Here is a 14,178-nt window from a genome sequence, read left to right on the forward strand (position 1 = left end):
CCTCACACGGTCTGCACGACCGTGCCGCCGCCTTGCAGCGCGGTTACCTCGTCGGCGGCCGCGCCGGTGTCGGTGACGAGGGTGTGCAGGCGGGCGGCGGGGCTGACGACGGCGTAGGCGGTGTGGCCGAGTTTGCTGCCGTCGGCGGCGGCGATGACGCGGCGGGCGGAGGCCATGCCGGCCTTCTTCACCGCGGCGTCGTCGAGGTCGTAGGCGGTCAGGCCGTCGGCCGCGGTCAGCCCGCAGCAGCCGATGACGGCGGTGTCGAAGCGCAGGGCGGCCAGGGAGGCGAGGGTGAGGGGACCGGTGAGGGCTCCCTCACCGGCACGCGGCTGTCCGCCGGGCACGACGAGTGTGGCGGGGCCGGGTGTCTCGGCGAACAGGCGGATGGCCTGCAGGGACAGGGGCATCACGGTGACGGGCCGCTCGCGCAGGATCCGGGCGACCTCCAGGCAGGTGGTGCCGCTGTCCAGCAGGACACTCTCGCCGTCGGCGATGAGCGCGCAGACGGCGGCGGCGATCCGGCGTTTTGTCTCGACCGCCTCGTGGGCGCGCAGCGCGAAGGGAGGCTCCTCGCCCCGCAGCAGCAGGGTGCGCGCCCCTCCGCGGACCCGTTCGAGGACGCCTTGGGCGGCCAGGGTGTCCAGGTCGCGCCGGATGGTCATCTCCGAGGCCCCGGTCAGCTCCGCGAGTTCCTGGACCGTGGCGGCCCCGGAGTCCCTGACCGCCTTCGCGATCAGCCCATGCCGGTCTGCGTTGCTCATGCCGTGATTGAACACCACCAGACAATGAACAAACAATCTGTTCGTTATCCCGAGTTTCAAACACAAGAAATGTTCGTTAGGCTGGCGGATATGGAACGTTCCCTGCGAGCCGCCCGCGTGGCGACCTATGTCTACTTCGTCCTGTACGGCACCTTGCTGGGCACCTGGGTGGTGCACATCCCCGCGATCGAGGAGCGCGTCGGCATCAGCCACGCCACGCTCGGCGGCCTGCTGGTGGTGCTGGGGCTCGGAGCCTTCGCGGGGATGCAGGTCGCGGGTCCGCTGACCGACCGTCTGGGCACCCGCACGGTGGTGCCCGCCGGCGGCGTGCTCTGCGGCGCGACCCTGTTCCTGCCCGGTCTCGCCCACGATCCGTGGACGCTGGCCGCCGCGCTGCTGGTCTTCGGGCTCTGCAACGGCTGCCTGGACGTGAGCATGAACGCCCACGCCGTGCACGTGGAGAAGGCGTACGGCCGGCCCGTCATGTCCGGCTTCCACGCCACGTTCTCCGTCGGCGGCGTCCTCGCCGCGCTCGCCGGTGCGGGCACGGCGAGCGCGGGCCTGCCCCCGGCCGCGGCCATGGCGGCCACGGGGTCGGTGGGCGTCGTGGTCGCCCTGGCCTCGGCCCGTGCCCTGCTGCCCTCCGCTCCCGCCGCCGAGGGCACCGGCTCGGCCGAGGAGGCCGGCACGTCACCGGCCGACGGGCGCCGCACCACGGGCCGGGTGTGGCTGCTGGCCGTCCTGGCGCTGATGGTCATGCTGTGCGAGGGCGCCGCCAACGACTGGAGCGCCCTGCACCTGAGGGACGTCATGGGCGCGTCCGCGAGCACGGCGGCCTTCGCGTACGGCACCTTCGCCGCGGCCATGACCGTCGGCCGGCTGCTCGCCGACCGCTGCGTCACCCGGTTCGGTTCCATGGCGATCCTGCGCCACGGCGCGGCCGTGGCCGCCGTCGGCATCACACTCGTGACGGTCGGCCCGTGGATGTGGACCGTGTTCGCCGGCTGGGCGCTGTTCGGCCTGGGCCTGTCGGGCTGCGTCCCGCAATTGTTCAGCGCGGCGGGGCACGCCGACCCGTCGGCCGCCGGCGCCAACGTCTCCCGCGTTGCCGGGCTCGGCTACGTCGGCATGCTCGCCGGCCCCGCCGCCATCGGCTGGCTGACTCACGTCGTGGCCCTCAACCACGCCTTCGTCCTGCTGACCCTGCTGTGCGTGATCACCGCCGTGGGCGCCGGGGTCCTGCGCACCGGTTCCGATCGGAACGGATCCGATCGGAACGGATCCGACCCCGGGGAATCCGACCTCGACGGATCCGACAGCGCCCGCCGATGCGAGATGGCAGCCGGCAGCCACTGACCGCTTGTGCGGCACGGCCCCTGACACCCGTGCCGCACAAGCCCTCTCCTCCCGGTCACCAGGCCGGGCAGGGAAGTCCTCAGCCGAAGGAGCCCCGATGTCCGAGTCCAGCGCACTGCCCGCCCGTGGCCCCGTCGGTGTCATGCTCCCGCTCGACCTCCCCGTCGGCGAGGTGGTGCCCTACGTCCGGCGCGCCGAGGAGCTCGGGTTCGACCAGGTCTGGGTGGTGGAGGACCTCGGCTGGCGCGGCGGTGTCGCCCAGGCGGCCACGGTCCTCGCCTCCACCACGAACCTCACCGTCGGCATCGGGATCATGCCCGCCGGCGCCCGCAACGTGGCCTTCGCCGCGATGGAACTGGCGACCCTGGCCCAGCTCCACCCCGGCCGGCTCATCGCCGGCATCGGCCACGGCATGCCCGGCTGGATGCGCCAGGTCGGGTCCTGGCCCGCCAGCCCCCTGACGCTGATCAAGGAGTACGCGAGAGCGCTCCGCCTGCTCATCGCCGGCGAGCCCGGCCCCGAGAACGGCCGCTACGTACGCTGCGAGGGCGTGGTCATCACCGAGGTCCCGGACATCGTCCCCCCGGTGATCCTGGGCGTCCGCGGCCCCAAGTCGCAGGCCGTCGCGGGCGAGGTCGCCGACGGACTCCTCCTGGCCGAGCCCGCCGCACCCGGCTACATCACCGCTTCCCTGCGCAATATGGGCCGCGACGCCTCCAGGCAGGCTCCGGAGATCGTCGGCTACGACGCCGCCGCCGTCGACGACGACGAGGAAGCCGCCCTGGCCCGCGTCCGCGCCTCACTGGAGACAGTCGGCGAGCCGCAGTGGGCCGCGCACATCGACCCCCTGCCCTTCGCCGCCGAACTGCGCGCACACCGCGCCGCCAGCCCCGACGCCCGGCACTTCGCCCGGACGATGCCCGCCGACTGGGTCCGCGCGCTGAGCGTCGCCGGCACCCCCGCCCGGGCCCGCGCGGCGATCGAGGCCCGCCACGCGGCCGGTGCGACCAGCGTCGTTCTCGCCCCGGCGGGCCCCGACCGCCTGGCCGCACTCGACTCACTCGCCCGCGCCCTGCCCCACCGGCGCTGAACCCGACGCCCTGAGGGAACCGACCGCCAGTCGCCGGCACACCCCCGCCGCGTACGGGACGGCCGAGAAACGCCCGTTCACGTCGCGGTGACCCATTGCCCCGCCTCGAAGACCATTTTCCGCAGCCACATGTGCGCGGGCTCCGCTCGCGCAGGGGGTGCCGCCACAGGGCCTCCACCAACGGCCCCGCCTCGAAGGGCAGGTCGACGACGACCGTGCCGGCATCGGCGGGGAACAGGCGGGCGGCACGTTGCGGGACCACGCCCACCCGGCCCGTTCAGGCGACCAGGTGAGGCACGGTCAGGAAGCTCTCTCTGCCCGCAGCCAGTGGAGCGGCGGAAGGGCGAGCCCGGGTGCGTTGTACGGCATCACCCAGGGACGCGCGGCGAACTCCACGGGGCTCATCGGCCGCGCGGCGGTGGAGTCCGAAGAGACCACGCCGACCCAGCGGTCCTCGTACAGGTCGACGCCCGGGACGGTGGCCAGCAGCCCCTGCGGGAGCAGGATGCCGTCGACGGTGCTCAGGTGTTCCTGGGCGCGCCGGACGATCTGCGAGGTGAGGTGCTGGAACTGCACCCGCACTCCCGGCGCGACCTCGCGCATCAGTCCGGTCGACGCCGTCGCGGCGATCGCCGACCACTTCGAACTGCCCGCCGGTGCCCAAGGGCGGCGTACGGCCTGAAAAGCCCTGTGCGTGAGGGGGTGGTCCGGCCTGCCGGACCACCCCCTCACGTCTGGCGTACGGATCCGTCACCCAGCGGGCGTCGGCGCCGGGTTGCCGTAATAGGCGTCGGGGCCGTGCTTGCGGGTGTAGTGGCGGTTGAGGAGGTGCGGGGGCGGCGAAGAGTCCTGGGACAAGGACAGGGTGTGCAGCGCGATGTCGGCGACGGCCTCGCAGACGATCGCGTGTTCCAGGGACTTGCGGGCGCTCGCGCCCCAGGTGAAGGGGCCGTGGCCGGCGACCAGCGCGGCGGGTACCTCGACCGCCTTCCGGTCGTCCTCCTTGAGCAGACCCACGATGACGCGGCCGGTGTTGTACTCGTAGTCCTTCGCGCACTCCTCGGCGGTGAGGTCGCGGGTGACGGGGATGGGCCCGTTGAAGGTGTCCGCGTGCGTGGTGCCGAGGACCGGTATCTCGCGGTGTGCCTGGGCGAAGGCGACGGCGTGGGTGGAGTGGGTGTGGGTGACCCCGCCGACGGACGGGAAGGCGAGGTAGAGACAGCGGTGAGTCTCGGTGTCGGTGGAGGGGCGCAGGTCCCCGTCGACGACCTTGCCGTCGGACAGCCGGACGGTCACCAGATGGTCGAGGGCGAGGTCCTCGTAGGGCACTCCGGACGGCTTGATCACGAAGACCCCCGCCTCCCGGTCGACGCCGCTCACGTTGCCCCAGGTGAGGGTGGCCAGGCCGACCTGGGGGATGGTCAGGTTCGCGTCCAGCACCTCCTGTCGCAGGCCGTCGCGGACTCGTACGGTCATCGGTTGTCTCCCGGGATCCGGTTCGCGGCCCTCACAGGGCCTGGGCGAGGCGGTGGTAGGCGGCGTTCCAGCGGACTTCCTTGGCGAAATGGTCCGTGGTGGTGGTCTCGTCGATGGTGAGCAGTTCGACGCCGCTCATGGCGGCGTAGTCGGTCAGCGTCTCCAGGTCGACGGCCGAGCTGAGCACGGTGTGGTGCGGGGCGCCGGCCAGCAGCCAGGTCTCGGCGGACTCCGCGAGCGAGGGGCGGGGCTTCCACACGGCCCGGGCCACCGGCAGGCGGCGCAGCGGCTCACTCGGGGGGATGACGTCGACGGCGTTGGCGGTCAGCCGGAAGCGGTCGCCGAGGTCGGAGAGTCCGACGACCACGGCGGGGCCCTCGGCCGCGTTGAAGACGAGGCGGACGGGGTCCTCGCGGCCGCCGATGGACAGCGGGTGGATCTCGCAGCTCGGGCGGTGGGCGGCCAACGAGGGGCACACCTCGAGCATGTGGGCGCCCAGGACGCGCGGGGTGCCGGGGCCGAGGTGGTAGGTGTAGTCCTCCATGAAGCTGGTGCCGCCGGGCAGTCCCCGGCCCATGACCTTCATGGTGCGCAGCAGGGCGGAGGTCTTCCAGTCGCCCTCGCCGCCGAAGCCGTAGCCGTCCGCCATCAGCCGCTGCACGGCGATGCCGGGCAGCTGGCGCAGTCCGCCGAGATCCTCGAAGTTCGTGGTGAAGGCGGTGAAGCCGCCCTCGGTGAGGAAGGCGCGCAAGCCCAGTTCGATGCGGGCCGCGTACACCAGGGAGTCATGGCGCACGTTGCCCCGGCGCAGGGCCGGGACGACGTCGTACGACTCGCAGTACTCGTCGGCGAGTTCGGCCGCGGCCTTGTCCTCGACCGCGTCGACGACGGCCACCAGGTCGTTGACGCCGTAGGTGTTGACGGAGAAGCCGAACCGCAGCTGCGCCTCGACCTTGTCGCCCTCGGTGACGGCGACGTCGCGCATGTTGTCGCCGAAGCGCGCGAGGCGCAGGCCGCGCGAGGTGTGGCGTCCGACGGCCGCGCGCGCCCAGGCCGCCACGCGCCGCACGACGCGGGGGTCGGTGGCGTGTCCGGCGACGATCTTGCGGTCGACGCCGACCCTGGACTCGATGTGGCCGAACTCGCGGTCGCCGTGGGCGGCCTGGTTGAGGTTCATGAAGTCCATGTCGATGCTCGGCCAGGGCAACGACAGGTTGTACTGGGTGTGCAGGTGCAGCAGCGGCCGGTCCAGGGCGCTGAGTCCGGCGATCCACATCTTGGCGGGCGAGAAGGTGTGCATCCACGCGATCACGCCGACGCAGGTGTCGGAGGCCGAGGCCTCCTGGCAGATCCGCCGGATGGACTCGGCATCGGTGAGGACCGGCTTCCACACGATCCGCACCGGGATCTTGCGGCCGAGAGTCTCACCGATGCTGCGGGACTGGTCGGCGACCTGGCGCAGAACGTCGTCGCCGTAGAGGCCCTGGCTGCCGGTGAGGAACCAGACCTCGTGGTCGGTGTAAGGGCTGGGAGTGGTGTCCATGAGGGTTGTTTCCTTTCAGGAGGACGCGGTGGCTTCGGCCCGCATCCGGCGCAGCCGGTGCATGACCTCGTTGGCGCCGCGGCCGAAGTAGTCGTGCAGCAGCCGGTATTCGGCGTACAGGCGGTCGTAGGCCGCGGCCCGCTCGGGGTCGGGCTGGTAGACGGCGGGACGGGCCTTGCCCATGGCCTGCGCGGCGGCCCGGATGTCCGGGTGGGCGCCCGCCGCGACCGCCGCATGTATCGCCGATCCCAGGGCGGGGCCCTGCGCCGAGTCGATGACGCCCAGGGGCAGACGCGTGACGTCGGCGTAGATCTGCATGAGCAGCGCGTTCTTCGTCAGGCCGCCTGCGATGATCAGTTCCCGCACGGGGACGCCGGACGACTCGAACGCCTCGATGATGGTGCGGGTGCCGAAGGCCGTGGCTTCCAGCAGTGCCCGGTAGACGTCCTCGGGGCGGGTGGACAGCGTCAGGCCCACCAGGACGCCGCTGAGGTCGTGATCGACGAGGACGCTGCGGTTGCCGCTCTGCCAGTCCAGCGCGATCAGCCCGTGCTCGCCCACTTTCTGCTCTGCCGCGAGGGCGGTGAGGTGTTCGTGCGGGTCGCGTCCGAGGGCGGCGGCCTCCTCGGCGTACGACGCGGGGAGGTGGGTGCGCACGAACCAGCCGAAGATGTCGCCGACGCCGCTCTGCCCGGCCTCGTAGCCCCACAGTCCCGGCAGGATGCCGCCGTCGACGACCCCGCACATGCCGGGTACCTCGGCCCACTGGTCGGAGCTCATCACATGGCAGGTGGAGGTGCCCATGATGGCCACCATCCGGCCGGGCTCCACGGCGGTCGCCGCGGGCGCCGTCACATGGGCGTCGACATTGCCGACGCACACCGCGATGCCTTCCGGCAGCCCGGTCCACTCGGCCGCCTCGGCCGTCAGCCCGCCTGCCAATGAACCGAGTTGGCCGATCGGGTGCTCCAGCTTGTCCGTCACGAAGTCGGCGAAGGCCGGGTTGAGGGCGGAGAGGTACTCGCGGGAGGGGTAGACGCCGTCCTGGAACTGGCCCTTGTAGCCGGCGGTGCATGCGTTGCGGAGGTAGGTGCCGGACAGGCGCCACACGATCCAGTCGGCCGCCTCGATCCAGCGGTCGGTCTTCTCGTAGAGCTCCGGGTCCTCCTCCAGCAGTTGCAGCGCCTTGGCGAACTCCCACTCCGAGGAGATCTTCCCGCCGTAGCGCTTCAGCCACGGCTCCTTTCGCTGCTCGGCCAGTTCCGTGATGCGGTCGGCCTGGGCCTGCGCCGCGTGGTGGCGCCAAAGCTTGACGTAGGCGTGCGGGCGGCCGGCGAGGCCGGGGAGTTCGCACAGGGGGGTGCCGTCGGCCAGCACCGGCACCATCGTGCAGGCGGTGAAGTCCGTGCCGATACCGACGACCTGCTCGGGCCTGACGCCGGAGCGGGCCAGCGCCTCGGGTACGGCGGTGCGCAGGACGTCGATGTAGTCGGAGGGCACCTGGAGCGCCCAGTCGGGCGGCAGCGGGGTGCCGTCGGGCAGTCGCCGGTCGAGGACGGCGTGTGCGTAGGGGTGTTCGGCGGCGGCCAGTTCGGCTCCGTCGGACACCCGGACCACCACGGCCCGCCCGGACAGCGTCCCGTAGTCGACGCCGATGACATAGGTGTCGGGACGGGCCTGCCGGCTGTTCTCGGCGTTCTCCATCGCACCGCTTTCTGTTCGTGATATCGAAAAACGTTCGGTTTGCCGGTCGAGGGGCAGTGCGGCCCTGCGGTGGGTGTGGTCGGGGTCCGGCACGGTCGCCGGACCCCGGCCTCTGTCCCGTCCGTCAGGGTCGGAAAGACCTGAGGGCCCAGGGGGAACGCGTCCTAGCTGACGAGCTTCCAGTCCTGCGAGCCGTCGCCGGCCGCGTTCTGCAGGGTCAGCGGTGCTCCTGCGGAGGCGCCGGTCAGATAGAGGTTCGTGTTCTTGACGGCCTGGAACCTGTAGTAGCCGTCCGCCGTCCTGACGAGGTTCCAGCTGCCGGAGGCGCTGTTGTCGACCCACTGGCCGATCCGCTGGCCGACGGTGGCGTTGCCCGTCCAGATCGCGGCCGCGCGTCCGCCGGACTTGTTCAGCAGGGTCGTGCCGCCGTTCGGCTCGGTCACCACGTGCCAGTACTGGGTGTCCGGGTCGGCCGCCGCTCCGGCGTCCTCCAGGACCACGTCCGGCGTGTTGGCGTTGCCGAGGTTGGCGTCGTTGGTCCTGTTGCCGGTGCCGATCACCTGGCCGGTCCTGCGGTTGACGAGCCGGTGGTAGGCGCCCTTCGAGTGGCCCAGGTCCGTCTCGGCGAAGGCGATCTGGGACGTCCCCTGGTTGTTGAGGATCGCGACGCGGCCGGTGACGTCGACATACTGAAGGTTGCGGCTGTAGCCGGCCGGCGAGGTGGTCTGGTACTCCGTCCACACGCCGTCGCTGCGTCCGCTGTCGTTGACCCACACGCTGCCGCTGTTCGCCGCGTTGTACACCAGTCGCCCGTCGGGCAGCCGGATCAGCACCGGGCTGCCGCCGCCCGCGAGCGGACGGGACCCGGCGACGACCGGCAGAGAGCCGACCGACATGCCCGTCTGACTGCCGCGGAAGAACTTCGTCGGGTCGTCGGAGATCACGTACCGGGTGTTGGCCCCGCCGCCCCAGTACTCGAAGGTGAGCATCCACTTGCCGTCGGTCGTGGGGACGACGTTGGTCATGCCCGGCCGACCGCCGCCGATCTCGGTCTTGCCGCCGCCCATGTCCTGGACGGATCCGGAGACGTCGACGACGGGGTCGCTCCACTTCTTGTTGTTGCCGTTCCAGGTCTTGTGGACGAGGATCTGGCCGTGCGAGTCGGTGGCGGTGCCGTTGGCCGGGTCGGGGGTCGGGACGCCGGTGACCGGGTCGAAGCCGGTGAAGTCGTTCTCGTCGGAGTAGTAGCAGACCAGCTTGTTCTTGTAGACCATCAGGTACGGCTCCCACAGCGGGTCGACCTGCTTGGTCGTGTTGGCGGCGGCGATGTTCTGGCCGACCGCGCCGGCGCTGCCGCCCTGCCAGCCGCCGGTGGCGATGAGGTTGACGACCTCCCAGGTCCTGCCTTCGTCGGTGCTGGAGTACAGGGCGATCGCCAGGTCGCTGCGGTCGCCGTCGTTGTTCGGCGTCCAGTTCGGGTCGGCTGCCTTGTGCTCTTTGTAGTAGTGGTCGTCGCCGGAGACGACGCTGGCGAGCAGCAGGGTGCCCTTTTTGAACGCGCCGACCTTCTCCGGGAGGACGTAAAGGTAGGGGTTGGTCCAGTTGCTGGTGTACTTGGCGTACTTGGGGTCCTTGGACAGGTACGCCGGGGCCTTGACCTCGGACAGCGGCTGCCAGCTCGTCCCGTCGTCGTCGCTCTTGTAGACGGGCAGGGTCTGCCCGTCGGCGCTGCCCGACTTCGGCACGACGGTGGACTTCTCGAACGCCGCGACCAGGCGTCCACTGGGGAGCTGGGCCGACTTGGGGTAGACCGCGCAGTTGCCTCGCCCCTTCAGGCACGGGTCGCTGCCGAGCTGGTAGAGGATGCCGCCCGTCGGGTTGTAGGCCAGCGCCCCGGACGCGGGAACGGCCAGCAGCGCGGCAGCCGCGCCGAAGGTTCCCAGCGTCTTGCCCAGGTTTCTTCTCTGCATGATTCCTCCTTCAGAAATGACCACGGTGATACGGGGGGCTTCGGCCACCGGGGCGGTGCACTGCTTCGTGGGGCCGCGCGGCAACCCGGTCGGATGGACGTGCCTATCGGGCGGTCGGAGTCGTCTCGGGGTCGTCGGCGACGAGCACGCGGACGTCCCACGGCCCCAGTTCCAGTTCCGACGCGGCCGGCACGGCGTCGCCGCTCAGGACGTCGGACAGGTCCGCCGGGGACTGGACCCGGGTGGGCTCCCAGCTCCAGTTGTGGACGATGTGGACTCGGCGTCCGTCGGGTGAGGCTCCGGTCGTCGCCGTCACGGACGCCGGGAGGTTCTGCCAGCCGCCGGGGGTGTCCGGGGCCAGCCACGCGGCCAGGGTCCGGGCGAGGTCGCGGCCGGGAACGGTGCCGACGCAGGTGACACGGCCGGCGCCGTGCTGCCGGGTGGTGACGGCCGGCCAGTGCCCGAAGTGCGGGTGGTCGTAGGAGGCCAGCACGTCGGCGTCGACGGGGGTGAGGCATTCGACCCAGTGGGTCGCCGTGGCCTCCCCGGCCGCCTCCAGCGGGCCGCCGGGGACGGCGCGGACCGCGACGGGACCCACCAGGTTGCTGAACTCGTCGTACCGGACACCGGCGGCCTGGGCGAGACGCCCGGGGGCCGGTTCGTGCCGGGCGCGGGCCTCGTGGTCGGCGTATCCGGTGCGGGGGCCGAGGACGAGGTGGCCGCCCTCTTGTGCGTAGGCGGCGAGCCAGTCGAGGGTGGCGTCGGCGGCGATGTACAGCGCCGGCACGACCAGCACGGGGTGGCGGCGCGCGGCCTCCTGCGGTGTCATGCCGTCGACCAGTTGCCGCACGTGCGTGATCCGCACCTGCCGGCCGGCGTCGAACGCGCCGCGGTAGAAGGGGTCGAAGATGCGGTGGTAGGCGGCCGGGTCGGGGGTGCCGTCCGTCTTGGCGAGCGCCGGGTACTTCTGCATCAGCCACTTGCTCGGCGTCGAGTAGAGCATCGTGATGTCGGCGTCGGGCTCGAGCCCGGCGACGAGCGGGCCCGCCTTGTCGAACTCGGCGCCCAGGCGTGCGATCTCGTCGTAGGCGCGTCCTGGCCGGCCGCTGTGCGGGAGGACGCCGCCCCAGTAGGTCTCCGCGCCGAAGCGCAGGGTCTGCCACTGCCAGTACTCGATCATCCGGGCGCCGCGTGCGACGTGCGCCCACGCCGTCTGCCGCCACTGGCCGTCGTAGCCGGGCCGGTTGTCCCAGGGGAAGCCGATGGAGCTCGCGTTGGTCTCGGTGACCAGAAAGGGTTCCTGGCGGGAGGAGAACATCCAGTCGGCGGTCTGGTACATCGACCAGACGCCGGTGGTCTTCCAGACCTGCTCGTGCTCGTCGGGGGTGGGGTCGGGCAGCAGCAGGCCGTCCTGCATGTCGTAGTACGGGTTGCCCGAGGCGATGTCGAGGCGGGCGGCGAGCTCGTCGTCCTCCACGCCCTGGCGGGTGTAGGAGATGCAGGTCGTGACGAAGTGGTCGGGGCTCGCGTACTCGCGGACTATGTCGGCCTGCCAGCCGATGAACTCGGTGACCTGCCGGGCCTGGAACTCCCGCCAGGCGACGTCGTACTGCGGCTGCTCGTTGCCGTCGGGGGTCCACAGGTCGGACCAGTCGGACAGCCGGTGCGACCAGTAGACCAGGCCCCACTCGCGGTTGAGGGTCTCGACGTCGCCGTACTTGCCGCGCAGGTGGTCCACGAACCGCTGGAAGACGCCGCGGTTGTGGAACAGGTGCAGGCCCGGCTCGTTGTCGACCTGCCAGCCGATGACCGCCGGGTGGTCGGCGTACCGGGCGACGATCTTGCGGATGATGCGCTCGGCGTGGAAGCGGAAGGCGGGGTGGGTGAAGTCCACTTCCTGCCGGGCGCCCCAGCCGATGCGCTCGCCGGTGCGCCGTTCGCCCGTGATCTCCGGGTACTGGCGGGCCAGCCACGGCGGCACGGCGTACGTGGGCGTGCCGAGGACGACCGAGATGCCGCGCTCGTGGGCGCCGTCGAGGACCGGCTGCAGCCAGTCGAGGTCGAACCTGCCGTTCTCCGGCTCCCAGGTGGACCAGACCGACTCGCCGACGCGGATCACGGTGAACTTCGCTTCGGCCATGAGGTCGAGATCGGTCTTCAGCTGTTCGTCGGGCCGCAGTTCGGGGTCGTAGGCGGGCGTGTACTCGTGGTAGTACGCGGCGCCGAAGAGCACGCGGGCAGGCAGAACCGCCATGAGGGAACCTCCGGGAAGTCGATGGGGGTGGGTCCGGGCGTCGGCGCGGACGCCGGCGGGGCGCTACTGCTTGACGCCGCCGGCCGCCAGACCGCTCTGCCAGTACCGCTGCAGGAGCAGGAAGGCGACGACGAGCGGGATGACGGAGAGGAGGGAGCCGGTCACCACGAGCGCGAGCATGTTGCTGTTGGCGCCGGCCCCGCCGCCGAAGGCCTGGGACGCCCAGGAGGAGAGTCCGACCGTGACGGGGTACAGCTTCGGGTCGTTGAGCATGATCAGCGGCAGGAAGTAGTTGTTCCAGGTCGCCACGAGCGTGAACAGCACGACCGTCACCAGGCCCGGGGCCAGCAGCCGCAGCGCGATGGTGCAGAAGATGCGCAGCTCGCCGGCTCCGTCGATGCGCGCGGCCTCCAGGAGGCTGTCGGGGATGGCGTCCGCGGCGTAGATGCGCATCAGGTAGAGGCCGAACGGGCTGACCAGCGAGGGCAGGACGACGGCCCAGGGGGTGTTGACCAGGTCCACCTTCGCGAACAGCAGGTAGGTGGGGATGGCCAGGGCGGTGGTGGGGATCATGATGGCGCCGAGAACCAGGGCGAAGGCCGCGTTGTCGCCCCGGAACCGGTACTTGGCGAAGCCGTAGCCTGCGGCGGCCGCCAGGAGCGCGGCTCCGAGGGCGCTGCCGACGGAGTACAGGACCGTGTTGAGCAGCCAGTGCAGGAAGACCCCGTCGTCGTGCGTGGCGGTCTCGCGGATGTTCTCGAGCAGTTGGGGTGCGTGCGAGAACCACAGGCCGAAGCTGGTGAACAGGTCCTGGGTGCTCTTCGTCGAGGACACGGCGAGCCAGAACAGCGGCAGCAGGAAGTACGCGAGGACGGCCAGCATGACGATGGTCAGCGGGGTGCTGCGGCGCCCGGTCGCGTCCCGCCGCGGCCGGCGGGGGGCCCGCGGTGCGGGGGCCGGGGCGGTGGGCGGTGCGGGGCGGGACGTGGAAGGGGTCGTCGCGGTGGTCACGAGGTCCTCCTGCGGTTCGCGACGAACAGGACGGCGTAGGAGAAGATCACGATGACCAGGCCGAGGAAGAAGGACACCGCGGCCGAGTAGTTGACCTGCTGACCGGTGAAGGCCAGGGAGTACGCGTACAGGTTCGCGGTGTAGGCGTTGTCGATGACATCGGGCGCGATGGGCTGGAGCAGCTTGGGCTCGTTGAAGAGCTGGAAGCTGCCGATGACGGAGAACAGCAGGGTGAGCAGCAGGGCGGGGCGCAGAGCGGGAAGCTTGATGGACCAGGCGATCCGCCAGGCGCCGGCGCCGTCCATCGCTGCGGCCTCGTAGAGCTCCTGGGGGACGGTGCGCAGGGCCGCGTAAAGGATGATCATGTTGTAGCCGACGAACTCCCAGGTGACGACGTTCGCCAGGCTACCGAGCATCCATCCCTCGCCGAGGAAGCGCGGGACCGGCAGCCCGAGTCTCTCGCTCAGCTGGGCGAAGGGCCCGAAGTCCGGTCCGTACAGGTAGCCCCACATGAGGGTGGCGACCACGCTCGGTACTGCGTAGGGGACGAAGATGCCGAGGCGGATGACCCGGGCGAGCCGCAGCAGGCCGCTGTCGAGGGCGAGGGCGAAGACCAGGGCCAGCACGAGCATCAGCGGGACCTGGATCAGGAAGAAGGCGCCGACCCGCAGGACCCCTTCCCGCAGCAGCGGGTCCTTCAGGGCGGTGAGGTAGTTGTCCAGCCCGACGAAGGCGGTTCCGCCGATGAGCCGCTCCTGGAAGAGGCTGAGGTAGGCGGCGTAGCCGAGCGGGGCGAGGAACATCAGCAGAAACAGCACCATGAACGGTGCGACGAACAGCGGGCCTGCCGCGCCTTGGCGCAGGCCACCGAGGCGGCGGCGCTTCGGCCCCGCTCGGCGCGGCTCCTCGGTGGAGGCCACGGTCGTGGCAGTCATCTTTCGGGCCTTTCTCGGTGGAAGGGCTGGCCGGGGGCGGGTCCCGTGCCCGTGTGGGAGGGCGCCGGCACGGGA

The 14,178-nt window shown here is 71.3% G+C and carries 11 protein-coding genes; 2 read left to right on the top strand and 9 right to left on the bottom strand.

Translation table 11 applies throughout. The features are described from left to right. Window positions 1-2: 2 nt before the first annotated feature. Window positions 3-764 (bottom strand): DeoR/GlpR family DNA-binding transcription regulator, encoded by a 762-nt coding sequence (locus tag ACIOC0_RS30805; RefSeq protein ID WP_402159013.1) that lies wholly within the window; start codon window positions 762-764, stop codon window positions 3-5. A 90-nt stretch (window positions 765-854) separates the two neighbouring features. Here ACIOC0_RS30805 and ACIOC0_RS30810 point away from each other — a divergent pair, with 90 nt between their 5' ends. Together ACIOC0_RS30810 and ACIOC0_RS30815 are read left to right on the top strand one after the other, a co-directional pair. Further along, entirely contained in the window at window positions 855-2,120 is a 1,266-nt protein-coding gene (locus ACIOC0_RS30810) for an MFS transporter (RefSeq protein ID WP_402159014.1), read from the top strand. 97 nt (window positions 2,121-2,217) lie between these two features. Further along, window positions 2,218-3,210 carry an LLM class flavin-dependent oxidoreductase gene (locus ACIOC0_RS30815; RefSeq protein WP_402159015.1) on the top strand — a complete coding sequence of 331 codons (993 nt, stop codon included), beginning with the start codon at window positions 2,218-2,220 and terminating at the stop codon, window positions 3,208-3,210. Between the two features lie 300 nt (window positions 3,211-3,510). On the opposite strand, the gene ACIOC0_RS30820 is transcribed toward ACIOC0_RS30815, so the two are convergent. The 8 genes from ACIOC0_RS30820 to ACIOC0_RS30855 form a co-directional block, all read right to left on the bottom strand. Further along, window positions 3,511-3,813 carry a hypothetical protein gene (locus ACIOC0_RS30820; protein WP_402159016.1) on the bottom strand — a complete coding sequence of 101 codons (303 nt, stop codon included), beginning with the start codon at window positions 3,811-3,813 and terminating at the stop codon, window positions 3,511-3,513. Between the two features lie 147 nt (window positions 3,814-3,960). Continuing rightward, window positions 3,961-4,686, bottom strand: coding sequence for an L-ribulose-5-phosphate 4-epimerase AraD (araD, locus tag ACIOC0_RS30825; RefSeq protein WP_402159017.1), 726 nt, complete (start codon window positions 4,684-4,686; stop codon window positions 3,961-3,963). Window positions 4,687-4,717: 31 nt separating this feature from the next. After that, on the bottom strand, window positions 4,718-6,229 hold the full coding sequence (gene araA, locus ACIOC0_RS30830; RefSeq protein ID WP_402159018.1) for an L-arabinose isomerase: 1,512 nt from the start codon (window positions 6,227-6,229) through the stop codon (window positions 4,718-4,720). Window positions 6,230-6,244: 15 nt separating this feature from the next. Continuing rightward, window positions 6,245-7,933 (bottom strand): ribulokinase, encoded by a 1,689-nt coding sequence (gene araB, locus ACIOC0_RS30835; RefSeq protein ID WP_402159019.1) that lies wholly within the window; start codon window positions 7,931-7,933, stop codon window positions 6,245-6,247. 164 nt (window positions 7,934-8,097) lie between these two features. Continuing rightward, complete coding sequence (locus ACIOC0_RS30840) at window positions 8,098-9,903, bottom strand: RICIN domain-containing protein (protein WP_402159020.1); 1,806 nt, start codon at window positions 9,901-9,903, stop codon at window positions 8,098-8,100. Between the two features lie 103 nt (window positions 9,904-10,006). Then, a complete protein-coding gene (locus tag ACIOC0_RS30845; protein ID WP_402159021.1) occupies window positions 10,007-12,157 on the bottom strand; it encodes a beta-galactosidase in 2,151 nt (716 codons plus the stop codon). A gap of 63 nt (window positions 12,158-12,220) precedes the next feature. Beyond that, window positions 12,221-13,168, bottom strand: coding sequence for a carbohydrate ABC transporter permease (locus tag ACIOC0_RS30850; protein ID WP_402159022.1), 948 nt, complete (start codon window positions 13,166-13,168; stop codon window positions 12,221-12,223). Next, complete coding sequence (locus ACIOC0_RS30855) at window positions 13,165-14,103, bottom strand: carbohydrate ABC transporter permease (RefSeq protein ID WP_402159023.1); 939 nt, start codon at window positions 14,101-14,103, stop codon at window positions 13,165-13,167. The genes ACIOC0_RS30850 and ACIOC0_RS30855 overlap by 4 nt, the downstream gene beginning before the upstream one ends. Window positions 14,104-14,178 lie beyond the last annotated feature (75 nt).

This window comes from Streptomyces sp. NPDC088254 (assembly GCF_044740925.1).
Taxonomy (GTDB): domain Bacteria; phylum Actinomycetota; class Actinomycetes; order Streptomycetales; family Streptomycetaceae; genus Streptomyces.

What these genes read in the sequence shown, in the direction of transcription:
- ACIOC0_RS30845 (WP_402159021.1), bottom strand. Translation starts at nt 12,157, where the DNA reads ATGGCGGTTCTGCCTGCCCGCGTGCTCTTCGGCGCCGCGTACTACCAC.
- ACIOC0_RS30855 (WP_402159023.1), bottom strand. Translation starts at nt 14,103, where the DNA reads ATGACTGCCACGACCGTGGCCTCCACCGAGGAGCCGCGCCGAGCGGGG.
- araB (WP_402159019.1), bottom strand. Translation starts at nt 7,933, where the DNA reads ATGGAGAACGCCGAGAACAGCCGGCAGGCCCGTCCCGACACCTATGTC.
- ACIOC0_RS30805 (WP_402159013.1), bottom strand. Translation starts at nt 764, where the DNA reads ATGAGCAACGCAGACCGGCATGGGCTGATCGCGAAGGCGGTCAGGGAC.
- ACIOC0_RS30820 (WP_402159016.1), bottom strand. Translation starts at nt 3,813, where the DNA reads ATGCGCGAGGTCGCGCCGGGAGTGCGGGTGCAGTTCCAGCACCTCACC.
- ACIOC0_RS30840 (WP_402159020.1), bottom strand. Translation starts at nt 9,903, where the DNA reads ATGCAGAGAAGAAACCTGGGCAAGACGCTGGGAACCTTCGGCGCGGCT.
- ACIOC0_RS30810 (WP_402159014.1), top strand. Translation starts at nt 855, where the DNA reads ATGGAACGTTCCCTGCGAGCCGCCCGCGTGGCGACCTATGTCTACTTC.
- araD (WP_402159017.1), bottom strand. Translation starts at nt 4,686, where the DNA reads ATGACCGTACGAGTCCGCGACGGCCTGCGACAGGAGGTGCTGGACGCG.
- araA (WP_402159018.1), bottom strand. Translation starts at nt 6,229, where the DNA reads ATGGACACCACTCCCAGCCCTTACACCGACCACGAGGTCTGGTTCCTC.
- ACIOC0_RS30815 (WP_402159015.1), top strand. Translation starts at nt 2,218, where the DNA reads ATGTCCGAGTCCAGCGCACTGCCCGCCCGTGGCCCCGTCGGTGTCATG.